Origin of the sequence: Vibrio sp. RC586 (assembly GCF_000176715.1) — a bacterium.
Lineage (GTDB): Bacteria > Pseudomonadota > Gammaproteobacteria > Enterobacterales > Vibrionaceae > Vibrio.
Genome location: NZ_ADBD01000011.1, coordinates 33,358 through 57,310, shown reverse-complemented (window position 1 = coordinate 57,310; position 23,953 = coordinate 33,358). Strand labels below are relative to the sequence as shown.

The window sequence follows — 23,953 nt, the reverse complement described above, 5'->3', positions numbered from 1 at the left end:
TTATAACTCTTTGTCTAAATTGAACATTGGCCGATAATCGTCTATGACGCTGCAACGCCTTCTCAGCAGTGTTGCGCAAAGTCGCAAAGCTGACGTTAATTGATTGTAATCAGTTTGTGATTACTATAGCGTCTGACGGTCGGATACACCTAATTACCCTACAAACTTATAAGAGATTACTCTCAAGGAGATTTACGATGAAAGTCGCTGTTATTGGTGCCGCTGGCGGCATTGGTCAAGCCCTTGCTCTGTTACTCAAAAACCGTCTTCCTGCCGGTTCTGATTTGGCTCTGTACGATATCGCGCCTGTCACTCCGGGTGTGGCGGCGGATCTGAGCCATATCCCAACCCCTGTAACAATTAAAGGTTATGCGGGTGAAGATCCAACGCCTGCGTTGGAAGGTGCGGATGTGGTATTAGTTTCTGCTGGTGTTGCGCGTAAGCCGGGGATGGATCGTGCAGATCTGTTCAATGTGAACGCTGGTATTGTCAAAGCATTAGCAGAAAAAATTGCTGTGGTGTGCCCAAAAGCGTGTATCGGTATTATTACTAACCCAGTGAATACAACGGTTCCTATCGCGGCAGAAGTGCTGAAAAAAGCAGGTGTATACGATAAGCGTAAACTGTTTGGTATTACTACACTGGATGTTATTCGTTCTGAAACCTTCGTTGCGGCTCTGAAAAATAAAGATCCAGGCCAAGTTCGTGTACCTGTTATTGGCGGTCACTCCGGTGTCACCATTCTGCCTTTACTATCACAAGTGGAAGGTGTGAGCTTTACCGATGAAGAAGTGGCAGCTCTGACTAAACGCATCCAAAATGCGGGTACTGAGGTGGTTGAAGCTAAGGCGGGTGGCGGTTCTGCAACTCTGTCTATGGGCCAAGCGGCATGTCGTTTTGGTCTTGCACTGGTTAAAGCACTGCAAGGTGAAGCGAATGTGGTTGAGTATGCTTACGTAGAAGGTGAGGGTGAATACGCTCCATTCTTCGCTCAACCGATCAAACTGGGTAAAAACGGTGTTGAAGAGTTGCTGGAAATCGGCAAACTGAGCGCTTATGAGCAAGCAGCTCTGGATGGCATGCTGGATACCCTGAAAGGTGACATTCAAATCGGTGTTGAGTTTGTAAAATAATCGACACCTAATTTGACCATTTTAAGAATACCGCTCTTGATGAGCGGTATTTTTTTATCTCGGGCTTGCTGTGGTTGCTTAAATTAATCATTTGATTTTTCAGTATTAAATGTCGATTTGTGTTTTACCAGTAGTGAATTCTTATGTTACTTATCTAATTATCATTTCATATCACTGCTTTTCGTGTAAGATGCGCTGTTTTTTCTATTCTTCGACTCATGTGTTGTGAGTTGAATGGTTGCTCTTCAGTCATAACAAGCGGATTTCCTTTCTGTCTGTTATTGATTTTTGGAAGGGGAAGATGGCTTTTACTTCTGTTATTGGTGATTGAAAAATAATGGATAAAAAACTGGGTTTAGGCTCTCTCACTGCTTTAGTGATTGGTTCCATGATTGGCGCGGGCGTGTTTAGCTTGCCACAAAATATGGCGGCAGTTGCCAGTCCACTAGCAGTGATGATTGGCTGGTCGATCACTGGGATCGGCATGATCTTTCTTGCGCTTTCGTTTCAATATTTGGCCGTAAATAAACCCCATGTAAATAGTGGCGTATTTGGTTTTGCCCGCGAAGGTTTTGGGGATTTTGCTGGATTTTGCTCGGCGTGGGGCTATTGGTTTAGCGCCATGGTCGCGAACGTCTCTTATCTGGTGATCGTGTTTAGTACCCTAGGACTGCTGTTTGATACACCTGATCACGTCATCTTTGGCTCAGGTAATACCTGGTGGTCAATTGGAGGTGCTTCACTATTGCTGTGGGGAGTACACAGCTTAGTGTTAAGAGGGGTGCAAACCGCTGCTCTGATCAATCTCATCACCACCATGACTAAAATGGTGCCTTTACTGCTCTTTATTGTCTGTGCGATTACCGCCTTCAACTGGCCAACGTTTAGCCTAGATTTTTCCGGCATCCACCATATTTCAGGTGCGGATCTACTTGGGCAAGTCAAATCAACCATGCTGATAACGGTCTGGGTCTTTGTGGGAATTGAAGGTGCAGTGGTTGTTTCAAGCCGAGCGCGTCAGCGTAAAGATATAGGTCGAGCCACCATTCTGGGGTTGCTTACTGCACTGTCGATTTATGTCTTAGTAACGCTATTGTCGATGGGCGTGATTCAAGTCAATGAATTGGCGCAGTATCCCAACCCTTCAATGGCGCAAGTGCTGACTGCGATTATTGGTCCGTGGGGGAAATACATCATCGCGGTGGGGCTGTTGATCTCAGTCTGTGGCGCATTTTTGAGTTGGACGGTATTGGCTTCAGAAGCGCCTTTCCTTGCAGCAAAAGATAAGATGTTCCCACGTCACTTTGCGAAGCAGAATCAAGCGGGTAGTCCGGTGAATGCCCTGATTCTGACCACGCTATGTATCCAAGTTTCATTGATATTGGTGCGCTACACAGCTAGTACTTACGATACTTTGTTGATCTTTGCCTCAGAGATGATTTTAGTGCCGTATTTTCTGGTCGGTGCATTCACCTTAAAAATTGCGCTCGAACAGAAAGACAGAGGTAAACTTCTGCTGATTGGTCTAGGTGCGACTATTTATGGTTTATGGCTGCTGTACGCATCTGGTTTGCATTATTTGATGCTTTCAACCCTGCTGTATTTACCGGGTTTTGCTTTTTATCTCAAAGCGAAGCGTGAGCAGGGCGTAAAAGCGTTTTGTGGCCGAGAAAGGGTCGGCGCCTGTACTTTGCTGCTAGTGGCGGTCGGAGCGGCTGGTATGCTTTGGCAAGGTGCTTGGTAGGAAGTTCGTCTTCTTCCTACTCGAAGCTACAATTCCAAGTCATTTGGTATAGTTAGTACGTTAGATAAAAGAAACCCCTCAAGCTCGTAGAGCTGAGGGGTTTTTTAGTAACAAAACGTAATCCATTCTCGAGTGAGTTGCTGTCGCAATATCATCGAATTTGCAGACTATTTACTGCGATTGACGGCCATGTGAGCTAGCGTGATCAACGCTTGCTTGTATTCGCTTTCTGGCAGGATATCGAGTTCAGCAATCGCTTTGTCTGCTTCATGCTGCGCCTTTTCAATGGTGTATCGCAGAGAACCAGTTTGCTCCATCGCCGCGAGAATCTCATTAAGGCGCGACATGCCATTTGCTTTCTCGATGGCTTCACGGATCATCAATGCTTGTTCGGGATTGCCGTGCTGCATAGCATAAAGCAGTGGCAGAGTAGGCTTACCTTCAGCCAGATCGTCGCCAACGTTTTTACCCATCTCTTCGCCGTCCGAAGTGTAATCCATCACATCATCAATCAGCTGGAATGCTGTACCAAGGTACTTACCGTAGTTTTGCATCGCCAATTCTACCTCAGATGAAGCATCACATAAGATAGCGCCGATCTGGGTCGCAGCTTCAAATAAACGTGCGGTTTTTGAATAAATCACCTGCATATAGCTGGCTTCGGTGGTATCAGGATCGTTGCAATTCATCAATTGCTGTACTTCACCTTCGGCGATCACGTTCACCGCATCACTCATCAGCTTCAAGATCTTCAAGGATCCTAGCTCTGTCATCATCTGAAATGAGCGAGTGTAGATAAAGTCACCGACTAATACGCTGGCTGCATTGCCAAAAGCGGCATTGGCGGTCGCTTTACCGCGGCGCAGATCTGACTCATCGACCACATCATCGTGCAGCAAGGTTGCCGTATGAATGAATTCAATAAAAGCAGCAGCTGTCGTGTGATGTGAGCCCTGATAACCGAGCGCTTTGGCAGATAAAACTGCCAGCAATGGGCGTAAGCGCTTCCCACCACCACTGATGATATAGAAACCCAGTTGGTTGATTAGGGAAACGTCAGAATTAAGTTGAGCGTGAATCGTTTCGTTCACTTTTGCCATGTCATTGGCAGTAAGCGCTTGGATAGCTTTAAAATCCATCGTAAATCCGGCTGAAATAAGAGCGTATAAGGCATTTAGTCTTCTGGAATCGCTGCATAATACACTAAAAATCATTGATTAATACATGGCTTAAAGGCATGATTGCGGCACTTTTGTTTGGCGATTAGCTTTTCGCCATTTTTTTCAAAATATGGCTTGTCATAGGCACATCATTCACGTAGAATCTACGCCCTATTGATGATTAGTTTAGCGCACACCCTTATCGCATAAAATATAAGCATAGGCTGTGCGGAAAGAGCGGAGTAAAATATGTACGCTGTTTTCCAATCTGGTGGTAAACAACACCGTGTAAGCGAAGGTCAAACTCTTCGTTTAGAGAAATTAGACGTTGAAACTGGTGCAACTGTAGAATTTGATAAAGTTCTGCTAGTTGCTAACGGTGAAGACATTAAAGTAGGTGCTCCTCTAGTTGAGGGCGGTAAAGTAGTTGCTGAAGTGGTACAACACGGTCGTGGCGATAAAGTAAAAATCGTTAAGTTCCGTCGTCGTAAGCACTCTCGTAAGCAACAAGGTCACCGTCAGTGGTTCACGGAAGTGAAAATCACTGGTATCAACGCTTAAGTTATTAGGAGAGTTCAACAATGGCACACAAAAAAGCTGGTGGTTCTACTCGTAACGGCCGCGATTCAGAAAGCAAACGTCTAGGTGTTAAGCGTTTCGGTGGTGAATCTGTACTTGCAGGTAACATCATTGTTCGTCAACGTGGTACTAAGTTCCACGCTGGTACTAACGTAGGCATCGGTAAAGACCACACTCTATTCGCTCTATCTGATGGTAAAGTGAAGTTCGAGACTAAAGGTCCTAAGAACCGTAAATTCGTTAGCATCGAAACTGCTGAATAAGCAAAGTTTCTTGATGAATTCAAAAGCCCTGCCGTTTGGTGGGGTTTTTTATTTATCGAAAGTGTGGTCGACCCTAGACCCTAGACCCTAGACCTGAATGTGGCCTGATCCAAGCAGGCAGTTGTTTTCTGGGATCTACGTTCTCAGGTTTACTAGACTGATTAAGATTTCCCACGAGATTGAGTGGAGGAAAAATGAAATTCGTTGATGAAGCGGTAATTAAAGTTCAAGCAGGTGACGGCGGTAACGGCGTTGTCAGCTTCTGGCGTGAAAAATTCATTACCAACGGCGGCCCTGATGGCGGCGATGGCGGTGATGGCGGCGATGTGTATATGGTCGCCGATGAAAACCTTAACACCTTGATTGACTATCGTTTCCAGCGTTTTTATGAAGCTGAACGCGGTAAAAATGGTGGTGGCGGTAACTGTACCGGTAAAAGCGGTAAAGACAAAGAACTGCGCGTACCGGTAGGCACTCGTGCTGTCGATATTCACACTAATGAAATCATTGGTGAAGTCGCAGAACACGGTAAGAAGATCATGATCGCTAAGGGCGGTTGGCATGGCTTGGGTAACGCTCGCTTTAAATCTTCGGTCAACCGTTCACCACGCCAAAAAACTATGGGTACTAAAGGTGAGTTGCGTGATATCCGTTTAGAGCTGCTACTGCTAGCCGATGTCGGCATGCTAGGTATGCCAAATGCGGGTAAATCAACCTTTATTCGCGCCGTTTCTGCGGCTAAGCCGAAAGTCGCGGACTATCCGTTTACGACTCTTGTGCCAAGCCTTGGTGTGGTGAGCGTGCTGCCAGAGAAAAGTTTTGTGGTAGCCGACATCCCTGGATTGATTGAAGGTGCGGCCGATGGTGCGGGCTTAGGAATTCGCTTCCTGAAACACCTTGAGCGTTGTCGTGTGCTGCTACACATGATTGATATTCTGCCCGCGGATCAAAGTGATCCTGCGCAGAATGCTTTGACCATCATTGATGAGCTTGAGCAGTACAGTGAAAAGCTGGCGAAGAAACCACGTTGGTTGGTGTTCAACAAAGTTGATCTAATGTCAGAAGAAGAAGCGGACGAGATCATTCAAGACATCGTTGATGCACTCGCATGGGAAGGCGACTACTTCAAAATTTCTGCTGCGAATCGTCAAGGTACCAAAGAGCTGTGCATGAAGCTGGCGGAGTTTATGGATACTTTACCGCGTGAAGCGGAAGAACAGACAGAGGCGGAAAAAGTCAATTTCACATGGGATTATCACCATAAAGATGGCTTGGCCGGTCACGAAGTGATCACGGAAGATGATGACGATTGGGATGACTGGGACGACGAAGAAGATGATGGCCATGTTATCTATGTCCGTGACTAATCAACTTACAGATAATGCCGCAACTTTGTTGCGGCTTTTTTGTGTCTAAATCATATTCCCGCATTACAGTTTAAGGCACACTAAGTGCCACTTTTGGACTTTTTGGCTTAGGTATTTAGGAAAGGAATCATGGAAAGCAAACAGAGAGCCGTTTCTCGTTTGATCGCCCAGGCTGGGCAGATGCTGTTAGCACATGGCGCTGAGAGTACGTTAGTGGGCGATATGATGCGACGTATGGGGCTAGCCAGTGGTATGAGTGAGGTAGAGGTTTCTCTCTCGGCAAGTTCTTTGGTAGTCACCACGGTTTATAAGGAACACTGTATTACTACGGCGAGGCGCAGCCCAGATCGTGGGATCAACATGCGTGTGGTGACGCAGATCCAACGGATCTGCATCATGATGGAGAAAGGCATTCTCGATCACAGCTTAGCGCAAAAAAAACTCAATCAAATCAGTCCAGAACGCTATAACCGTTGGCTTGTCGTGGTCATGATTGGTCTATCCTGCGCGGCCTTTAGCCGCTTAGCGGGTGGGGATTGGACGGTGTTTTTGATCACGTTGATCGCTTCTTCAGTGGGGATGATTGTGCGTCAGGAAATCGGTCATCGCCAGTTCAACCCGTTGATCAACTTTGCTGCAACGGCCTTTGTCACTTCTGCCATTTCTGCCCAAGCCGTGATTTATCAACTGGGTAATAAACCCACTATAGTGATGGCATCTTCTGTGCTGATGCTGGTTCCTGGTTTTCCCTTAATTAATGCGGTTGCCGATATGCTCAAAGGTTACATCAACATGGGCATCGCTCGTTTTGTGATGGCGAGCTTGCTGACACTGTCGACCGCTCTCGGGATTGTTGCGGCAATGAGTGTGACTGGGATTTGGGGGTGGTAATGCTAAGTTGGGATCTGTTTTTCGGGTTGCTCAATGACATGTTTTTTGCCGCAATTCCAGCGGTTGGGTTTGCTTTGGTATTTAATGTGCCTGTGCCTGCACTGAAGTATTGTGCTTTAGGTGGTGCGCTTGGGCATGGTTCGCGTTATTTGATGATGCAATTTGGCGTCCCGATCGAATGGGCGACCTTTTTTGCTGCAACACTGGTGGGGATGGTCGGGGTATATTGGTCTCGCCGATTCTTGGCGCATCCCAAGGTGTTTACTGTGGCTGCACTGATCCCCATGGTTCCCGGAGTCTTCGCCTTTAAAGCTATGATTGCCCTCGTGGAGATTAATCATCTTGGTTTTTCACCAGAGTTGCTAGAAGCACTCATGGAGAATTTCCTCAAGGCGATGTTTATCATCGCGGGTTTAGCGGTTGGTTTAGCGGTACCGGGGCTGCTATTCTACCGCCGCAAACCGATTATTTAAGGTGATAGAAAGATGATGATCAGTATGATTGCCGCGATGGCAGACAACCGCATTATTGGTAAAGATAATCAGATGCCTTGGCATTTGCCTGCCGACTTCGCATGGTTTAAACGCTGCACATTAGGCAAACCTGTGATTATGGGACGTAAAACCTACCAATCGATTGGGCGACCTTTACCGGGGCGACACAATATTGTGATCTCTCGTGATGAGAGTTTGCTGATTGATGGCGTTGATCTGGTTGCGTCAATCGATGCCGCGCTGGCGAAAGCCGGAGAAGTCGATGAGATTATGATCATCGGTGGTGGGAGTTTGTATGCCGCTTGCTTGCCGATGGCCAATAAACTGTACATTACCGAGATCAATGCGGAACTTGATGGTGATACTCAGTTTCCTGCGTGGGGAAGTGATTGGCAGGAGTGCTATCGTGAGCATTACCCTGCAGATGAAAAAAATACCTATGCGATGGATTTTGTGATTTTTGAACGCAAATAACCAGAGATAAAATCGTCAACACCCGTATTAACGGGTGTTTTCTTTTTCAGCTTAAAGTGCGGCTTGAACAAAGTAGCGTTGATCTTCCCAACGTAACATGGTGAGTGTACCGCCCCAAACACAGCCAGTATCCAGTCCAATGACCTCATTGCTGTAATAGCCTTCCAGTGCAGCCCAATGGCCAAAAATCACCGTCTTTTCTAATGGGATCCGTTGCGGTAATTGAAACCAAGGTAATAAGCTACCATCGGTGATTTCGCTAGGAGGCAGTTTACATTGCATGTCCAAACGGCCATCAGGGAAACAAAAGCGCATGCGGGTGAAAGCGTTAATGATGTAACGCAAGCGATCTATGCCTTGCAGCTCTGCTTGCCATGTATCCGGCTCATCACTATACATCTGTACAATCAGGCTATCCCATTGTGTACTACGCAACACTTGTTCTACTTCTTGCGCTGCTTGGCGGGCGGTGGTGAGATCCCATTGTGGTGAAATACCGGCATGGCAGAGCACAAATTCTTCATGTTCAGCTAGCAAGGGTTGCTGACGTAGCCAATCAAGTAATTGAGGTGCGTCTTTTGCATCTAAAATAGGTTGAGTTTGATCGCGGCGTTTGGCCGGATGAGTGCCGAGTGACACTGCGAGTAAATGCAAATCATGGTTGCCAAGCACCACCCGTGCGGCATCGCCTAACTGACGGGCGAAGCGTAATGTTTCCAGAGATTTAGGACCTCTTGCGACTAAATCACCGGCAAACCAGAGAGTATCTTGGTGTGGGTCAAACTTGGCTTGCTCAAGCAGCAGTTGTAACTCATCAAAACAGCCTTGAATATCTCCGACGATGTAATTAGCCACACAAACTCCGTTAATTCAGTACATGAGGAACCGCTAGACGAAACGGTTCAATTTCTACCGAGAAAGACTCACCTTGTTCATCGACCATCAGGTACTGACCTTGCATCACTCCTACCGGCGTATCGAGCGCTGTACCACTGCTGTAGGTGTATTCATCGTTGGCTTGAATGTGTGGCTGTTCTCCCACCACACCATCGCCTTCCACTACCGTCTGCTTACCATCGGCGTCGGTGATCAGCCAGCGACGACCTAATAGTTGCACAGTTTGAGTGCTGAGATTCTTAATCGTGATCAGGTATGCAAACACAAAGCGATGATATTCAGGATCGGATTGTTCCTCAATGTAGCGGGTTTGCACTTGAATTTTGATGCAGGGAAGCGAAACATCCATGAGCGACTCCTCGGCCTAGTTGGGTATAACCTAGTGGCGATAAACAAAGGACGACTTAATGTCGTCCTATTGGATTATGCATGAGCTTTTTGATGCTGGGCATCAAGCCAGTTCGCTAATGCCACAAACTGAGCTAAGGTCAGGTTTTCTGGGCGCATGCCTGAGTTGATACCCAATGCCTCCAGCGTTTCTGGCTCAACCAAACCTTTGTAGCAGTTACGCACGGTTTTACGGCGTTGGTTAAAGCCTTCACGTACCACGCGATCTAACCACTCTAAGCTGGTCGCTGGGTGTGGCAGATCTTCATATGGCACCAGACGTACGACCGCAGAGTCCACTTTCGGGGGTGGCACAAACGCTGTTGGCGGAACTTCCAGTACCGGAACCACTTTACAGTAGTATTGCGCCATCACGGTTAGGCGGCCATAAGCTTTGCTGCCAGGGCCTGCCGCTAAACGGTTGACCACCTCTTTTTGCAGCATGAAATGCATGTCTTGAATGTCACGGTGGAATTCAAAAAGGTGGAACATCAGTGGCGTTGAAATGTTGTATGGCAAGTTACCAAACACGCGAAGTTTGTTGTTTGGCTTAACCAGCTGTTTGAAGTCAAAACGCATGGCGTCGCCTTCGTGGATCGTCAGCTTGCTTGCTAATTCGGGATGATTACGCAAGCGCTCTGCGAGATCTCGGTCAAGCTCGATGACAGTGAACTTATCCACTTCACGTCCTACCGGTTCTGTGATCGCGCCTAATCCTGGGCCGATTTCAACCAAGTTTTGCCCCGGTCTTGGATTAATCGCCGACACAATACCATCAATGATGTAAGGATCATTGAGGAAGTTTTGACCAAAGCGTTTACGTGCTTTGTGCCCTAAGTGGACATCATTTCTCATAGTGTTCTCGAAGTTATTTCGCTTTTTTATCAACTAATTCTATTGCGTAAGCCAATGCGGTCCAGAAGCTTCCTACATCGGCTTGACCCGTTCCGGCAAGGTCCAATGCGGTGCCATGATCCACCGAAGTGCGGATAAAAGGCAGTCCCAGAGTAATATTGACTGAGCGGCCAAAGCCTTTGTATTTGAGCACGGGAAGTACTTGATCGTGGTACATCCCGAGTATGGCATCGGCTTGTTGCAAGTATTTTTCACTAAAAATGGTATCGGCTGGCAGTGGGCCAACCAATTGCATGCCATATTGCTCACGCAAACGCTGTAGAGTTGGAGTGATGGTTTCGATCTCCTCCATGCCTAATACACCGTCTTCACCTGCATGTGGGTTTAAGCCACACACGTAAATTTTAGGCTCTGCAATGGCAAATTTCTCGACTAAATCCTTGTGGAGAATATGAACAATCTGCTCTAGACGTTCACAAGTTATCGCTTGCGGCACTTCTGCGAGTGGCAGATGTGTAGTGACTAACGCAGTACGTAAGCCTTCGGTGGCCAGCATCATCACGACGAGGGGAGTCTTTGACTGTTCAGCAAAAAATTCGGTATGACCGCTGAAAGCCACCCCCGCACGGTTGATCACCCCCTTGTGCACAGGGCCGGTGACAATAGCATCAAATTCGCCATTCATACAGCCTTTTGCTGCTCTTTCCAGCGTTTTTAACACATAGTGTCCATTCGCAGGATTGAGTTGACCGGCGACGACGGGTTCCGCGAGAGGAATATGCTCAACCAACAAGGTTCCTGCTTGTTGCGCTTGCACTGGATTATCGCGTTGATAATCCAGTAGCTTAACCTGTATGCCAAGTTGTGCGGCCCGCTGCGTCAATAACGCCTTATCGGCACACACCACCAGTTGGTGTGGCCAATCTTGCGCGGAGAGGGCGAGCACCAGATCGGGACCGATCCCCGCGGGCTCACCGGCTGTGACAATGATGCGTTTACTGCTCATCCTTCTCGTCCTTCAATACTTCAACAAAGGCGCTGGCACGCAGCTCTTGCAGCCAAGCACTGGCTTCTTCATTGAATTTACGATTGAACAAGATACGGTAGGCCTTGTTTTTCAGTGCGGAATCAGTTCTGTCCACTTCGCGACGATCGAGCACTTCTACAATGTGCCAACCATGTACGGTTTTAAACGGCTCACTGATTTGGCCTACGGGTAAGGTTTCAATCTGGTGTTTAAACTCTGGGACATACAGATCGGGAGTTTGATAGCCCAGTTCACCTTTTTGCGCGGCAGAGCCGGGGTCTTGGCTATATTGCTGTGCTAATTCTGCAAAGGTCACTTCGCCATTTTTGATGCGCTGTACGAATTCATTGAGCTGCTTTTGCGCGCCTTCATCGCTGAGGATGATGGTCGGTTTGATCAAGATGTGACGAGCATTCACTTCTGTGACCGCGACCGTTTCTAGGCCTTTGACATCATCTATTTTCAAAATGTGAAAACCGACACCACTGCGAAACGGGCCAATAATGCTGCCTTTGTTTTGCATTTTGATCTGATCAGCAAAGATGGTTGGCATCTCTTCTTTGCGCATCCATCCCCAATCTCCCCCTTGCAGGGCTTTGGGACCTTTGGAGTAGGCGTACGCCATTTGCGCAAAGTCTGCCCCATTTTTTAGGTCGTTGACCAGCTTGTTGGCCAAGGTTTCCGCGGCACTTTTATCTTGTCCGTCATCGACTCGCAGTTGAATATGACTGATTTTGTATTGCACAGTGGCATCGGTTTCCTGCGCCAGCAGCTCAGCTAACGTATCAACTTCGGCGGGCAGAATGTTGATACGACGACGAACTAAGGCATTGCGTGCATCACTCGCCGCCATCTCTTTACGGATTTGCTCACGGAACTCTGGGTAAGTTAAGCCTTCTTGCGCTACCGAAGCAATCAACTGCTCCTGAGTCTGTTGGTTGTTTTTCGCTATCTCTTTAATCGCTTCGTTGAGGCGGTTGTCATCAATTTTTACCCCAATCCGATCCGCTTCTTGTTGCTGCAAAGTATCGATGATCAGTTTTTCCAATACTTGTTCGCGCAGCACCGTTTCTTGTGGCAAAGGCTGCTTGTTCTGCTTGGCATTGGCCTTGATGGTTTTTAGGGCGCTGTCCACATCACTTTGTAGTATGACGCCGCTATTGACAATCACTGCCACGCTATCGAGTTGTTTGGGCTCTGCGTGAGCGTTGAAGAGAGTCAGCGCACTGAGAACGCTAATTAGTGTGGGTTTCCACAATTTCATGTGCAGTCCTATCTAAAATGTTTTAAGCCTGAGTTTCCTCAGGCTAGGTGAATTAGTTATTCAGGAAGAATGGGCGACCATAACCGAGTGAGTTACCTGCGCTATCGACACCTGTCATGCTTGAGCCTGCGCCAATGCTGGTGCCAAAACCAATAATCCCGATGTTAAAGCTGAAGTTATTCTCATAGATTGGGTTTTCAAAAGTTCGTTTTATCTTCCAGTCTTTTAACTGATTGCTATAAGTAAAGCCTATATACCAACAATCTGAGGTGTAAGTCAGATTAGCCAGCCACTCTAACGCCTCGTCTGTGGTCAGATCATAGTAATATTGACCGCTAGCCGACCATTTACGACTCAACTGGTAACCCGCCAAAATGCCCGCTTGTGAAATACCGTCTCGGGTAATGTCATCAATATTGGTAATGCTGTCGCCGACGGTATTGCGAATGTAATCCTTAGCAACATAGCGGTAGTTAGCTTGGATATAACCGCTGGCGACTCGATATTCTAATGTACTGTTGCCAAGTTGAACGGCTTGGCTATCGATGTCGTATTGAATGCCGCCGTGGTAGAACAGATAGTCAGCAAAGTTAAAGTCCATCTCAACGGCCCAAGCGGAATAGCTGGTTTTATCTGATGTGCTGTCTGGATTTTTATTGGACGGATTGAGCTTGCTGTCCAGATAGAAAATTTGACCAAACGCGATATTGAGGCGCTCTTTATAGTTGCTATCAAAGAAACGAGTCGATGCACCGTAGCTGACTTGGTTGGCGGACTCAATTCGGTCTACGCCGCTGTATTTGCGACTACGGAATAGCCCGTAGTAGTCGGTTTGCAGCAAAGTGGAATCATACAGACCAATATTGTCCTGATATTTTTCTGGCACGTAGAGATATTGAATTTTGGGTTCAAGGGTCTGAGTGTAGTCATCAAGCAGTACCGTATCTCGTTCAAGCACAATGCCTGCTACACTGCGAATCTCAGGGATAACGCGTGTCACACTCTCTTCCAGTTTGGCATCTGTGGCCTTATCAAGATCTTGTTGATAGTAGGTGCCCAAGACTCGTGCTTCGGTTGTCCAGTTGCCCCAAGTGTTGCTGAACGGAATTTTTAGCCCAGGTTCAATATGTACTCGAGTTGCTGAGGGTTTGCCTCTTGCATCGGTTTCAAAGCGCGAGACATGGCTGACAAGGTCAAGATCCAGATACTTCATCGCCTCTGGCGCATAGTAGTTGTAGGTGAGCTGGGGCATTAACCGATATGGTAAGTTGGAGCTAGAGGGGTTGTCGGTTAGCAGTTGGAAATCCCGCACCAACAGCGCAGAATCCCAATTGTCGCTACGGTAAGTGGCGCGCCCTTCTTGGATAAGTTGTCCATCTTCACGATTACCGACTCCCGAATCTAAGTCAGAGAAATAGTTGATATCGCTGACTTTTGAGTAGTCGATTTCAAATTTCCAAGCTTGTTGGAAAATACCGTTATGCTCATATTGGAATGCCCAGCGATCGCCTAATTCAGTGTGCAGCTGATCGTCGGCAAGATATTCAGATTTGATTTGACCCGCACCAAAATCGGTCAGATAACGGAACACACTATTGAGTTGTGTACCGCGCTTTTGCATGTAGTTGAAGGTAGTTTCTAAGTCATATTGGGGTGCCAAGTTCCAATAGATTGGTACTTCAAACGAATAGCCATTTCGTGAGCCGTAAGAGGCCGTCGGGTATAGAAAACCAGTTTTACGCGTATCACCGATTGGCACAGTCAAATAGGGGAGATAGAACACAGGTACGTTTTGCACTTCAAGACGCGGATTGTAGAAGGTCGCAATCTCTTCATTCTGATCCACATCAATGCTGGAAGCACGCATCCGCCATGCATTATCACCATCAGGACATGAGGTGATGGAGCCATCTTCAATTTCATACACGGCTTTGCCCGTTTTCGAAACATACACCGCTTCACCACGGCCCGGTTCACACAAAAACTGGTAGCGAGTATTTTCTAGCGTCATTTCATCGGTATTAAGATGGTTGGTCGCTTTGGTGGAGTGTGTTTTTATCTCACCATCACTGAACTGAACATTACCTTCAGCGACAACCACATTTTCTTGTTGATGCAAAGTCACGTTATCCGCAGCAATGCGTTTCTTACCTTGCACGACAACGACATTCCCCGAATAGGTCGCCTTCTGCCCATTGATTGCCTCTAGCTTATCCGCTTCGACATTGATAGGCTGTTGGCCGGGATTAGTAGGCTCAGGCTGGTTGACTAAACACTGCTCACCATTAGGTAATTGAGCGCGATTGTCATCCACACTCGCTTCTGCTTGTATCTGAGGTGCAAAGAGTGCAGCGCTAATCGAAGCGGCTAAAAACGTGCGGGAAAAGCATGACATGGGGTTGTACATCCTGTTGAACTTGTGGCCTGTTGAACTTGATGGATTCCGAACTTAGGAGCCTGAAATATAAACGGTCCTTATCATAAAGGAAATTGACGCTTGCGCCACTATCAGACCGCTTCACTCCAGAAAAATTCATAGATTGAGAGCACATAATGCATATTTTTGGCAAAATTCTTGGCGCTTTTTTTGGCTTCCTATTTGGTGGCCCTTTTGGCGCAATCTTTGGGATCTTCCTTGGCCACCAGTTTGATAAGGCGCGTCGTTTGAATCAGGCTGGCTTTCAAAGTGGTACATTTGGTGCAGGCCCTAGCCAAGCGGAGCGCCAAGAGGAGTTTTTTAAATCCGCATTTTCGGTGATGGGGCATGTAGCAAAAGCCAAGGGTCAAGTCACCAAAGAAGAGATCCAACTCGCGACCATCATGATGGATCGCATGAACCTGACCCTAGAGCAAAAACGTGCTGCACAAGATGCGTTTCGTGACGGGAAAGAAAGCGATTTTCCTCTAGAGCAAGTGTTAGAGCGCGTGAAAATCGCCACGGGCGGGCGTTTTGACCTGCTACAGTTTTTCCTTGAGCTGCAAGTCTCTTCCGCGTTTGCTGATGGGGATGTGCACCCGAGTGAGCGTCAAGTACTGCATCGTATTGCGCGTGGGCTTGGTTTTTCTTCCGAGCAGTTAGAGCGCCGTTTACGGATGCAGGAAGCGGCGTTTCGATTTCAACAAGGTGGTGGCTTTGGTGGTTCGCAGCAGCAATCCCATAGTGGGCAGCAATGGCAGCAGCCTTCATCACGCCATCAATTGGCCGATGCCTACGAAGTGCTTGGGGTGAGCGAAAGTGCGAGTGCGCAAGAGGTGAAGCGAGCTTATCGTAAGCTGATGAATGAGCACCACCCAGATAAGCTGATGGCGAAAGGTTTACCGCCAGAGATGATGAACGTCGCGAAAGAAAAATCTCAGCAAATCCAACACGCTTATGAGCTGATCCGAAAGGAGAAAGGCATTAAGTAAGCTCATCGTCATTATGCGCTTAGCTTTTCTAAGGCAAACTTAACCGTTTGCCTTTCTTTTGCAGGCAAAAGAGCAATTAGAGTGGGGCGGTTTTCGATAGATAACACTTTCGACAGATAAAACAAAACCCAGTCATAGACTGGGTTTCTAAAAGTGGCTCCTCCTGCTGGACTTGAACCAGCGACCTGCGGATTAACAGTCCGTCGCTCTACCGACTGAGCTAAGGAGGAATTATTCTTTTTAATGGTGCCGACTACCGGAATCGAACTGGTGACCTACTGATTACAAGTCAGTTGCTCTACCTACTGAGCTAAGTCGGCAAATCTACTTGCAAGGCAAGTGAGAAATTGGCTCCTCCTGCTGGACTTGAACCAGCGACCTGCGGATTAACAGTCCGTCGCTCTACCGACTGAGCTAAGGAGGAATTATTCTTTTTTAATGGTGCCGACTACCGGAATCGAACTGGTGACCTACTGATTACAAGTCAGTTGCTCTACCTACTGAGCTAAGTCGGCACATTTGTTATTGTTCGTGCAAGCACCAACAATCAAAATTGTGGTGCCCGGAGGCGGAATCGAACCACCGACACGAGGATTTTCAATCCTCTGCTCTACCGACTGAGCTATCCGGGCGACGGGGTGTATTAAAAGGTTTTTCGTGGTGGTCGTCAACATGAAAATCTAAAAAAAATATCGTTTGTTGTTTTTCTATACTTAATGGCCTGTTTTTGTCCATTTCGTTTGCCAAAATATCGCTAAATGAACCACAAGACCCACACGCTCAGTGAAATAGAGAGTTTTAAGCGTAGCCAGAAAATCACAAAGTACGTAAAAATACCTGCTTGATAAATATTTTCAGTTATACCCTTCCTACTTGAAGCTGCAGCCGTGTTGGTTAAGTGTATTCATCCAATCATGGAGTAGGTAGGCTCATGGGATGAATGCACTGGCTGACGACAGGCAACGTCAAGAAGTTTGGGTATCATAACGACGGGTAACCCATCAGTTCAGTGAAACGTTTTGCGATCACTGAACTGAAAGTATGCTTAACGAGTGACCTCAAAATGCGCAGCCCACTGTTCTAACTCGCGGGCGAGTTTGGTGAGAGTTTGCGTACTATTGTGGCTCTCCATCACCACTCGGCTCAGTTTTGAGCCACTTTCTTCAATCATATTGATTCGGCGAGCAATATCATCGCTGACTTGGGTTTGCTCAGCGGCCGCCGTGGCTATTTGATGGCTCATCGAAGAGACGCTTTCGAGTGCGCTGACAATCAATGCCAGCGCAGAAGCGGCATTTTCTGACTCTTGCACACTGCTTTGACTGGTTTGCCCACAAATCTGGATGGTTTGAATCGCATTACGCGACCCTTCCTGCAAATTGTGGATCATCTGCTGGATCTCTTTGGTACTGGTTTGCGTGCGGCCCGCTAAGTTACGCACTTCATCAGCCACGACGGCAAAACCGCGCCCTTGCTCGCCAGCGCGTGCCGCTTCAATTGCGGCATTCAGCGCCAGTAAATTGGTTTGCTCTGCAATATCACCAATCACATCCAGTACTTTAGCGATGTTTTTGACATCCAGATCCAGATCGGCAACCGCGGTGCTCGCAGTTTGTAATTGGGTCGCCAAGCCTTGAATATTGCTTACCGTGTTGTGGATGAGCTTTTGCGTATGCTGGCTTTGCTGATCCGCTTGATCGGTGTTGAATGCGGTATCACGCGCAGAATCGGCGACTTGGTTCGCTGAAGAGGCCATTTCGGTCATTGCAGTGGCAATCATGGCGGTAGATTGCTGCTGGCTATCCGTTAATTCGGCAATGCTTTTGGCACGAGTACCTGCGCCGGCTAATTCAGAACGTAAAGCAACCATGGATTGCTCAAGCTTAGCCACCAAGTCTGCAAGTGAGCTGCTCATCTGCTGCACTGCACCATAAATACTCTCTTTAGGGGCTTTTATCGCAAATTCACGACGAATGCGGCCTTGTGCCACCGCTTGTACTGCGCTGCGTACCTCATTGGGTTCACCGCCGATAATCAGCAGTATTTTACGAATCGCGACCAGTAACAGAGATAAAATCGCAACGGCGATCACCACACATAAGCTTAGTTGCCATTGCGCGGTAGACCAAAAACGCGCATTCACTTCGTTAAAACCAATACCCGTGCCGACAACCCAGCCCCAGTGTGGCGTTTTGCGCGCGATCGAGAGCTTTTCTTCAATCGAGCCATCTGCTTGCTTTTGTGTCCACGTATATTCCACTAACTTGCCCGATTGATGACGCAGCACATCTTGAATTAAGCGGCCCACACTATTGCCTTTACCATCTTTAAAATCGTGAAAACTGGTGTCGTGCAGTTGTGGGTCGAGCGGCGTCGCCACGAAAGTCATATTTTCATCTGCCACATACACATATTCATTATCTTTGTAGAGATTGTTGCGCATTAGGCGGGTGGCGAGCGCTTTGGCTTCTGGCTCCGACATTTTGCCTTCTTGAGCCAGCTTCTCTACCTCAGTCAAAATACTGTAGGCACTATTAAACAGCTCGGTTACACGCGCTTTGTTATCGAGATTGCTGGCCACACGTAACGTCCACAGCCCGGTCGCGGTTAGCGCGAGAAGAGCGGCGAGAATGATGGCAGATAATAAATAAGCTTGGGTTTTTAATTTCATAGTTTGAACCCTATGGGGAAGGTGTAAGCAGATTAAATTTTTGTGACGGTTTGATGTCGGCGAGATAGTAATGAGCTTGCTTATTTATTGATACGAAGTAAGTGTGAAAGTATGAGTTGGATTAAATTTTTGCCTCGAAATAAAAAAGAAGAGGTGAAAACGATGAGTTAAGTGAGGCGGGATGTTTGGGAAGTGAGAAGCGAAATCCAAAATGCAGATAAAGAAAAACCCAGTCAATGACTGGGTTTCTAAAAGTGGCTCCTCCTGCTGGGCTCGAACCAGCGACCTGCGGATTAACAGTCCGTCGCTCTACCGACTGAGCTAAGGAGGAACAATTTTTATTGTGTCTATGGCACAACTTTTAATAGTGGTGCCTCGAGGCGGAATCGAACCACCGACACGAGGATTTTCAATCCTCTGCTCTACCGACTGAGCTATCGAGGCAAATTTTAAGTGGTGCCGGCTGCCGGAATCGAACTGGCGACCTACTGATTACAAGTCAGTTGCTCTACCTACTGAGCTAAGCCGGCACACGTAACCTTTGCTGTTTGTGTCTTACACCAACAATCTAAAATTCGTGGTGCCCGGAGGCGGAATCGAACCACCGACACGAGGATTTTCAATCCTCTGCTCTACCGACTGAGCTATCCGGGCAACGGAGCGCTATTAAACGGATTTTCCCTTTCCCCGTCAACCTGTTTTTTGAAATATTTCGAAAAATCAGTTTGATTGCCGTTATTTTCAGCAAACTGCGGGTTTTTTGTTATCCCGCGTTAAATTCCTTCTTAAATTTGGTCACTTTTTCCAGATAACGACGCGCTTCCGCATTCGGATGTTTTTTGGTTAACGCCCAATACACTTGGTTAGGTTGCAGGGCATTAAGGTCACGCATGGCGCGTTGACGATCACTGCTAAAGGTACTCAACACTCCGCCAGTGCCGCCGTTATAGGCAGAAATCATGCTGTATTCGAGAGATGTGGGGTGGCGGACCTCTTTCAAATAGCGATTTTTCAGGATGTAAAAATAGGCCGTACCGGTATCAATGTTGTTTTCTGGGTTAAACAGATACTCGGGGCTGGGTTCGCCAGAGCGGTTTTTGACCAGCTTGAACACATCCCGTCCCGCGGTTTTAGGCACCACTTGCATTAAGCCATAAGCGTTGGCCCAACTCACCGCATAGGGGTTGAAACTGCTTTCGGTTTTGATGATCGCGTAGATCAGATCTTCCGGGATATCGTATTTGCGAGAGGCTTTACGCACGATACTGGCGTATTTGTAGCCACGGATGTCGATTTGATCTTTGACCATGGGGATTTCGACGTAATAGGCTTTCTTGAAATCGACTTGCTTCACTTTCAAATGGTTAGCGATGAGGTAATCGGCGTAACGGTTAGCGCGCCATGACCACTGGATTGGCTGACCATCTTGATCGAGTACCTGCTGATACAAAAAGGGTTGGCCTTTGAGTTCAATGTCTTTTGAGGAGAAAAGATCGACGTGCGCGGGATCATCGGGAGTCAGTAAGGTGGTGATGATCGCATTGCGTAAATGGGCTTTAGGATCGATAGGTGAAACAGTTTCTACTATGATTCGACCTTCGGTGAAGTTGACTTCAGAGCGGCTTAGGTAGTTATCTATGTATTTGACGTAGTTATTTTTGCCAGCGATTTTTAGCTCGCGGCGTCCCCAACGTTTTTCGATATTGCCGGAGAAGCTGTTGATTAATGCATCCAGTGCGGCGGTGTCTTTCTGAAACTGTCCAGGTAATTCGGCTAAGTTCTTGGCGAAACGGTTAGTGGGCTCGTAATCAACATCGTAAATTTTCTCGATAAATTCACGACTACAGCCACTCAATAATAGAGCGGTGATACATAACACTAACTTTCTCATGCGCCTCCTAAAGCGAGCTTTCGCTACTCCTGATACGAAAATGACATCATAACCCAGCGGCATGATGTCATTTTTTGCAAGCAGATGAAATCCGAAATTTCCTACTTTGCAGGCGGTGTATAACCTTCGATATGGACTTCTTTACCTTCAAACAGGAAGTTCACCATTTCTTGCTCCAGCAATTTGCGGTGCTCAGGATCCATCATGTTGAGCTTTTTTTCATTGATCAGCATGGTCTGTTTGGTCTGCCATTGTGCCCAAGCTTCTTTGCAGATGTTGTCGAAAATGCGTTTGCCCAGTTCTCCGGGATAGAGTTGGAAATCCAAGCCATCGGCTTCTTTCTGCAATCGGGTACAAAATACGGTGCGAGCCATTCACTCTTCCTCTTTAAATGTGGCTATCAATGTCGAAAGGTAAGCTGTGCAACAGTTGTTTCACTGGTGCTGCGAGACCAATCTCATCGGGTTGGCTTAAGTTATACCAAAGACCTTTGCTCCCTTCCATGACGATGTCCGGTTTGCGGCTTAATTGCAGCAAAATCGGCGTGATATCGAGATGATAGTGGCTAAAGGTGTGGCGAAATGCGATCAGGGTTTTCTGCGATGTTATTGTGCTATCACCGATGGCGCGCTGATCTATGGTGGTTTGAATATTGGCGATCTCTGACTGTGGGAAGCAGTATAAACCGCCCCAAATTCCACTTTGCGGGCGCTGCTCAAGCCAGACGGCATTGTCGTGATAGAGCATGACAAACCAAGTGGCTTTGACGGGTTTATCTGTTTTCGGTTTCTTGCCCGGATACTCTTGGGGATTGCCTTGCTGCTTGGCAAGGCAAAACGATTCTACTGGGCACAGGCTGCATTTGGGCTTACTGCGAGTGCAGATCATTGCGCCCATATCCATCATGGCTTGGTTGTATTTATCAACATCCACACTTGGCGTGTGCATTTCTGCATAATGCCAAAGCTGGTTTTCGACACTTTTTTGCCCCGGCCAACCTTCAACGGCAAAGCAGCGCGCTAACGTGCGTTTCACGTTGCCATCCAAAATGGCGTGTGGTTTTTTATACACAGAAGAGAGCACGGCTGCCGCGGTGGAACGGCCAACACCGGGTAGCGCATTCATCTGCTCTAAATCGGTGGGAAACTCGCCGCCATATTCACTCACAACCATTTGCGCTGCTTTATGCAAATTGCGCGCTCTGGCGTAGTAGCCAAGCCCCGTCCAGAAATGCAGCACTTCATCTTGCGGTGCTGCCGCGAGGGCGTGTACGGTCGGAAAGCGCGCTAAAAAGCGTTCAAAGTAGGGGATCACGGTCGCGACTTGGGTCTGCTGTAACATGATTTCCGATAACCAAACGCGATACGCATTTTTATTTTGTTGCCACGGCAGGTTTTTGCGGCCGTAGGCGTCATACCAAGTAAGGATGGCCTGTGCAAAAGGAGTCACGACTTGCTCATTATTATTGTCTAAACTAGTGGAGCAAAATTGCACCACAGATTGGTGGTGAAGTAAAACCGACAAACATTGGGGATATTCTCTTTCTTCTTATTTGAAGCTGTGTCGGTGTTGGCGGCAGCGGCAAAGAGTTTGAGGGCAGGATAGTGAACGGTCAGTAATAACACTTGCACCGTTGACGATTCTTTGGATAATTCCCGCTCTGATTTAGTAATGTGCAGGCAATAGAAATGAGCGAAGTCATCACCCAGGAATATACCGAAGATGGCAAAGTGCTGCGTCGTATTCGTAGCTTTGTTCGTCGTGAAGGTCGTTTGACCAAAGGCCAGGAAGCCGCAATGAAAGAGTGCTGGCCAACCATGGGTATTGATTACCAGCCAGAGCTGTTGGATTGGCAACAAGTGTTTGGTAACGATAATCCGGTTGTGCTGGAAATTGGTTTTGGCATGGGCGCGTCCTTGGTTGAAATGGCGAAAAACGCACCTGAGAAAAACTTCTTTGGCATTGAAGTACACAGCCCAGGGGTTGGTGCTTGTTTGGCTTCAGCGCGTGAAGCGGGTGTGACCAACTTGCGTGTAATGTGCCATGACGCAGTCGAAGTATTTGCGCACATGATCCCAGATAGCAGCCTGCACACTTTACAATTGTTCTTCCCAGATCCTTGGCATAAGAAACGCCACCACAAGCGCCGTATCGTGCAGCTTGAATTTGCTGAAATGGTACGCCAGAAGCTGATTATCGGCAGCGGTGTATTCCATATGGCAACTGACTGGGAAAACTACGCAGAACACATGGTTGAAGTGATGAATCAAGCGCCCGGTTTTGCTAACTTGGCAGCTGATGGCGATTACATCCCGCGCCCTGATGAGCGCCCACTGACCAAGTTTGAGCAGCGTGGTCACCGTTTAGGCCACGGCGTGTGGGACATCAAGTACCAGCGCACTGCGTAAAGAGAGAATTTTGCTTAAGCCAACATCTGATGTTGGCTTTTTTGACCCTAATCCTCAGGCTACAGATAAGCTGAAGTAGCTTGAGACAAACTAATAATAAAGAGTCAACCATGAAGCCAACAGCAGACATTTTAGCCAGTATTCTTGACGAAGTTCGCCCACTCACTAGCAAAGGCAACGTAGCAGATTACATTCCCGCACTCGCCAAAGTACCGAGTGAAAAATTGGGCATCGCCGTGTTCACTAATCAAGGAGAAGTGATCACGGCTGGCGATGCACAGGAAGGTTTTTCGATTCAATCGATCTCTAAAGTGCTGAGCTTGACGCTCGCGATGGGCTTGTATCAGCCGGATGAACTGTGGAGTCGCGTGGGTAAAGAGCCTTCCGGCCAAGCGTTTAACTCATTGATTCAGCTTGAAATGGAGCAGGGAATTCCGCGTAATCCATTTATCAATGCGGGCGCGATTGTGGTGTGCGATATGCTGCAAAGTCGCCTTTCTGCACCTCGCCAGCGTTTGTTGGAGTTTGTACGCCAACTCAGCGGTGAGCCGCTCATTGCTTATGACAAAGTCGTGGCAGCATCGGAGATGATGCACAGTGATCGCAACGCGGCGATTGCCTATTTGATGCGTTCTTTTGGCAATTTCCACAATGAGGTTATTCCGGTACTGCACAACTATTTTCACGCCTGCGCATTGAAAATGAGCTGTGTTGAGCTGGCGAAAACCTTCAGCTATCTGGCCAACAAAGGTGTTTCTGTGGTGACGGGCGAAACGGTGATCACGCCAACCCAAAGCAAACAAACCAATGCCTTACTCGCCACGTGCGGCTTGTATGATGGGGCAGGAGAGTTTGCCTATCGAGTTGGTATGCCCGGAAAATCAGGTGTTGGCGGTGGGATTATTGCTGTGGTGCCGGGAGAAATGACGATTGCAGTGTGGTCCCCCGCACTGGATCAATCGGGTAACTCGCTCGCGGGGACTCGCGCGTTAGAGCTTTTAGCGCAGCGGATTGGTCGTTCGATTTTTTAAGCTAAAAAT

General features: G+C 47.6%; 22 protein-coding genes and 9 tRNA genes. 11 read left to right on the top strand and 20 right to left on the bottom strand.

The genetic code is table 11. From position 1 onward, the window contains the following. Positions 1-197: 197 nt before the first annotated feature. Positions 198-1,133, top strand: coding sequence for a malate dehydrogenase (gene mdh, locus VOA_RS05415; protein WP_000861561.1), 936 nt, complete (start codon positions 198-200; stop codon positions 1,131-1,133). A 337-nt stretch (positions 1,134-1,470) separates the two neighbouring features. Then, on the top strand, positions 1,471-2,877 hold the full coding sequence (locus tag VOA_RS05420) for a basic amino acid/polyamine antiporter (protein ID WP_000358599.1): 1,407 nt from the start codon (positions 1,471-1,473) through the stop codon (positions 2,875-2,877). Between the two features lie 167 nt (positions 2,878-3,044). Here VOA_RS05420 and ispB read toward each other — a convergent pair whose 3' ends face one another. Further along, positions 3,045-4,016, bottom strand: coding sequence for an octaprenyl diphosphate synthase (gene ispB, locus VOA_RS05425; protein ID WP_000345925.1), 972 nt, complete (start codon positions 4,014-4,016; stop codon positions 3,045-3,047). A 270-nt stretch (positions 4,017-4,286) separates the two neighbouring features. On the opposite strand from ispB, the gene rplU reads away from it, so the two are divergent. The 6 genes from rplU to folA all read left to right on the top strand — a co-directional run bounded on the left by rplU (position 4,287) and on the right by folA (position 8,105). Next, on the top strand, positions 4,287-4,598 hold the full coding sequence (gene rplU / locus VOA_RS05430) for a 50S ribosomal protein L21 (RefSeq protein WP_000271393.1): 312 nt from the start codon (positions 4,287-4,289) through the stop codon (positions 4,596-4,598). 20 nt (positions 4,599-4,618) lie between these two features. After that, on the top strand, positions 4,619-4,879 hold the full coding sequence (rpmA, locus tag VOA_RS05435; RefSeq protein ID WP_000940598.1) for a 50S ribosomal protein L27: 261 nt from the start codon (positions 4,619-4,621) through the stop codon (positions 4,877-4,879). Between the two features lie 194 nt (positions 4,880-5,073). After that, positions 5,074-6,246 carry an Obg family GTPase CgtA gene (gene cgtA / locus VOA_RS05440; protein ID WP_000673582.1) on the top strand — a complete coding sequence of 391 codons (1,173 nt, stop codon included), beginning with the start codon at positions 5,074-5,076 and terminating at the stop codon, positions 6,244-6,246. Positions 6,247-6,375: 129 nt separating this feature from the next. Beyond that, complete coding sequence (locus VOA_RS05445) at positions 6,376-7,137, top strand: threonine/serine exporter family protein (RefSeq protein ID WP_000444263.1); 762 nt, start codon at positions 6,376-6,378, stop codon at positions 7,135-7,137. Further along, positions 7,137-7,610, top strand: a complete 474-nt coding sequence (locus VOA_RS05450; RefSeq protein WP_000954090.1) for a threonine/serine exporter family protein — start codon at positions 7,137-7,139, stop codon at positions 7,608-7,610. The genes VOA_RS05445 and VOA_RS05450 overlap by 1 nt, the downstream gene beginning before the upstream one ends. Before the next feature lie 12 nt (positions 7,611-7,622). Beyond that, complete coding sequence (gene folA / locus VOA_RS05455; RefSeq protein WP_000973530.1) at positions 7,623-8,105, top strand: type 3 dihydrofolate reductase; 483 nt, start codon at positions 7,623-7,625, stop codon at positions 8,103-8,105. A gap of 51 nt (positions 8,106-8,156) precedes the next feature. Here the strand turns inward: folA and VOA_RS05460 are convergent, their stop codons facing one another. The 6 genes from VOA_RS05460 to lptD form a co-directional block, all read right to left on the bottom strand. After that, a complete protein-coding gene (locus VOA_RS05460) occupies positions 8,157-8,960 on the bottom strand; it encodes a symmetrical bis(5'-nucleosyl)-tetraphosphatase (protein WP_000035018.1) in 804 nt (267 codons plus the stop codon). Between the two features lie 10 nt (positions 8,961-8,970). Then, positions 8,971-9,351 carry a Co2+/Mg2+ efflux protein ApaG gene (apaG, locus tag VOA_RS05465; RefSeq protein WP_000383333.1) on the bottom strand — a complete coding sequence of 127 codons (381 nt, stop codon included), beginning with the start codon at positions 9,349-9,351 and terminating at the stop codon, positions 8,971-8,973. Positions 9,352-9,425: 74 nt separating this feature from the next. Continuing rightward, positions 9,426-10,244 carry a 16S rRNA (adenine(1518)-N(6)/adenine(1519)-N(6))-dimethyltransferase RsmA gene (rsmA, locus tag VOA_RS05470; protein WP_001243265.1) on the bottom strand — a complete coding sequence of 273 codons (819 nt, stop codon included), beginning with the start codon at positions 10,242-10,244 and terminating at the stop codon, positions 9,426-9,428. 13 nt (positions 10,245-10,257) lie between these two features. Continuing rightward, a complete protein-coding gene (gene pdxA, locus VOA_RS05475) occupies positions 10,258-11,250 on the bottom strand; it encodes a 4-hydroxythreonine-4-phosphate dehydrogenase PdxA (protein WP_000095778.1) in 993 nt (330 codons plus the stop codon). Beyond that, a complete protein-coding gene (gene surA, locus VOA_RS05480; RefSeq protein ID WP_000780517.1) occupies positions 11,240-12,535 on the bottom strand; it encodes a peptidylprolyl isomerase SurA in 1,296 nt (431 codons plus the stop codon). Before surA ends, pdxA begins: the two co-directional genes overlap by 11 nt. Positions 12,536-12,587: 52 nt before the next feature. Then, positions 12,588-14,930, bottom strand: a complete 2,343-nt coding sequence (gene lptD, locus VOA_RS05485; RefSeq protein ID WP_001277597.1) for an LPS assembly protein LptD — start codon at positions 14,928-14,930, stop codon at positions 12,588-12,590. 158 nt (positions 14,931-15,088) lie between these two features. On the opposite strand from lptD, the gene djlA reads away from it, so the two are divergent. Then, a complete protein-coding gene (gene djlA / locus VOA_RS05490; protein ID WP_000546924.1) occupies positions 15,089-15,943 on the top strand; it encodes a co-chaperone DjlA in 855 nt (284 codons plus the stop codon). A 154-nt stretch (positions 15,944-16,097) separates the two neighbouring features. On the opposite strand, the gene VOA_RS05495 is transcribed toward djlA, so the two are convergent. The 13 genes from VOA_RS05495 to mutY all read right to left on the bottom strand — a co-directional run bounded on the left by VOA_RS05495 (position 16,098) and on the right by mutY (position 21,954). Beyond that, positions 16,098-16,173, bottom strand: a tRNA-Asn gene (locus VOA_RS05495). 14 nt (positions 16,174-16,187) lie between these two features. Continuing rightward, positions 16,188-16,263 (bottom strand) — tRNA-Thr (locus tag VOA_RS05500). Between the two features lie 28 nt (positions 16,264-16,291). Continuing rightward, positions 16,292-16,367 (bottom strand) — tRNA-Asn (locus VOA_RS05505). 15 nt (positions 16,368-16,382) lie between these two features. Next, positions 16,383-16,458 (bottom strand) — tRNA-Thr (locus tag VOA_RS05510). A gap of 41 nt (positions 16,459-16,499) precedes the next feature. Further along, positions 16,500-16,575, bottom strand: a tRNA-Phe gene (locus VOA_RS05515). Positions 16,576-16,988: 413 nt separating this feature from the next. Next, a complete protein-coding gene (locus tag VOA_RS05520; protein ID WP_000769915.1) occupies positions 16,989-18,614 on the bottom strand; it encodes a methyl-accepting chemotaxis protein in 1,626 nt (541 codons plus the stop codon). Between the two features lie 255 nt (positions 18,615-18,869). Then, a tRNA-Asn gene (locus tag VOA_RS05525) sits at positions 18,870-18,945 on the bottom strand. Between the two features lie 37 nt (positions 18,946-18,982). Continuing rightward, positions 18,983-19,058, bottom strand: a tRNA-Phe gene (locus VOA_RS05530). 10 nt (positions 19,059-19,068) lie between these two features. Continuing rightward, positions 19,069-19,144 (bottom strand) — tRNA-Thr (locus tag VOA_RS05535). Positions 19,145-19,192: 48 nt separating this feature from the next. Continuing rightward, positions 19,193-19,268, bottom strand: a tRNA-Phe gene (locus VOA_RS05540). A 109-nt stretch (positions 19,269-19,377) separates the two neighbouring features. Then, complete coding sequence (gene mltC / locus VOA_RS05545) at positions 19,378-20,505, bottom strand: membrane-bound lytic murein transglycosylase MltC (RefSeq protein ID WP_001230176.1); 1,128 nt, start codon at positions 20,503-20,505, stop codon at positions 19,378-19,380. Between the two features lie 101 nt (positions 20,506-20,606). After that, positions 20,607-20,879, bottom strand: coding sequence for an oxidative damage protection protein (locus VOA_RS05550; RefSeq protein WP_000124738.1), 273 nt, complete (start codon positions 20,877-20,879; stop codon positions 20,607-20,609). Positions 20,880-20,892: 13 nt separating this feature from the next. Continuing rightward, positions 20,893-21,954, bottom strand: a complete 1,062-nt coding sequence (gene mutY, locus VOA_RS05555; RefSeq protein ID WP_000187371.1) for an A/G-specific adenine glycosylase — start codon at positions 21,952-21,954, stop codon at positions 20,893-20,895. A gap of 239 nt (positions 21,955-22,193) precedes the next feature. Between mutY and trmB the strand changes: the two genes are divergently transcribed. Beyond that, on the top strand, positions 22,194-22,913 hold the full coding sequence (trmB, locus tag VOA_RS05560; protein ID WP_000005579.1) for a tRNA (guanosine(46)-N7)-methyltransferase TrmB: 720 nt from the start codon (positions 22,194-22,196) through the stop codon (positions 22,911-22,913). A 110-nt stretch (positions 22,914-23,023) separates the two neighbouring features. After that, complete coding sequence (glsB, locus tag VOA_RS05565) at positions 23,024-23,944, top strand: glutaminase B (protein ID WP_000805049.1); 921 nt, start codon at positions 23,024-23,026, stop codon at positions 23,942-23,944. Positions 23,945-23,953 lie beyond the last annotated feature (9 nt).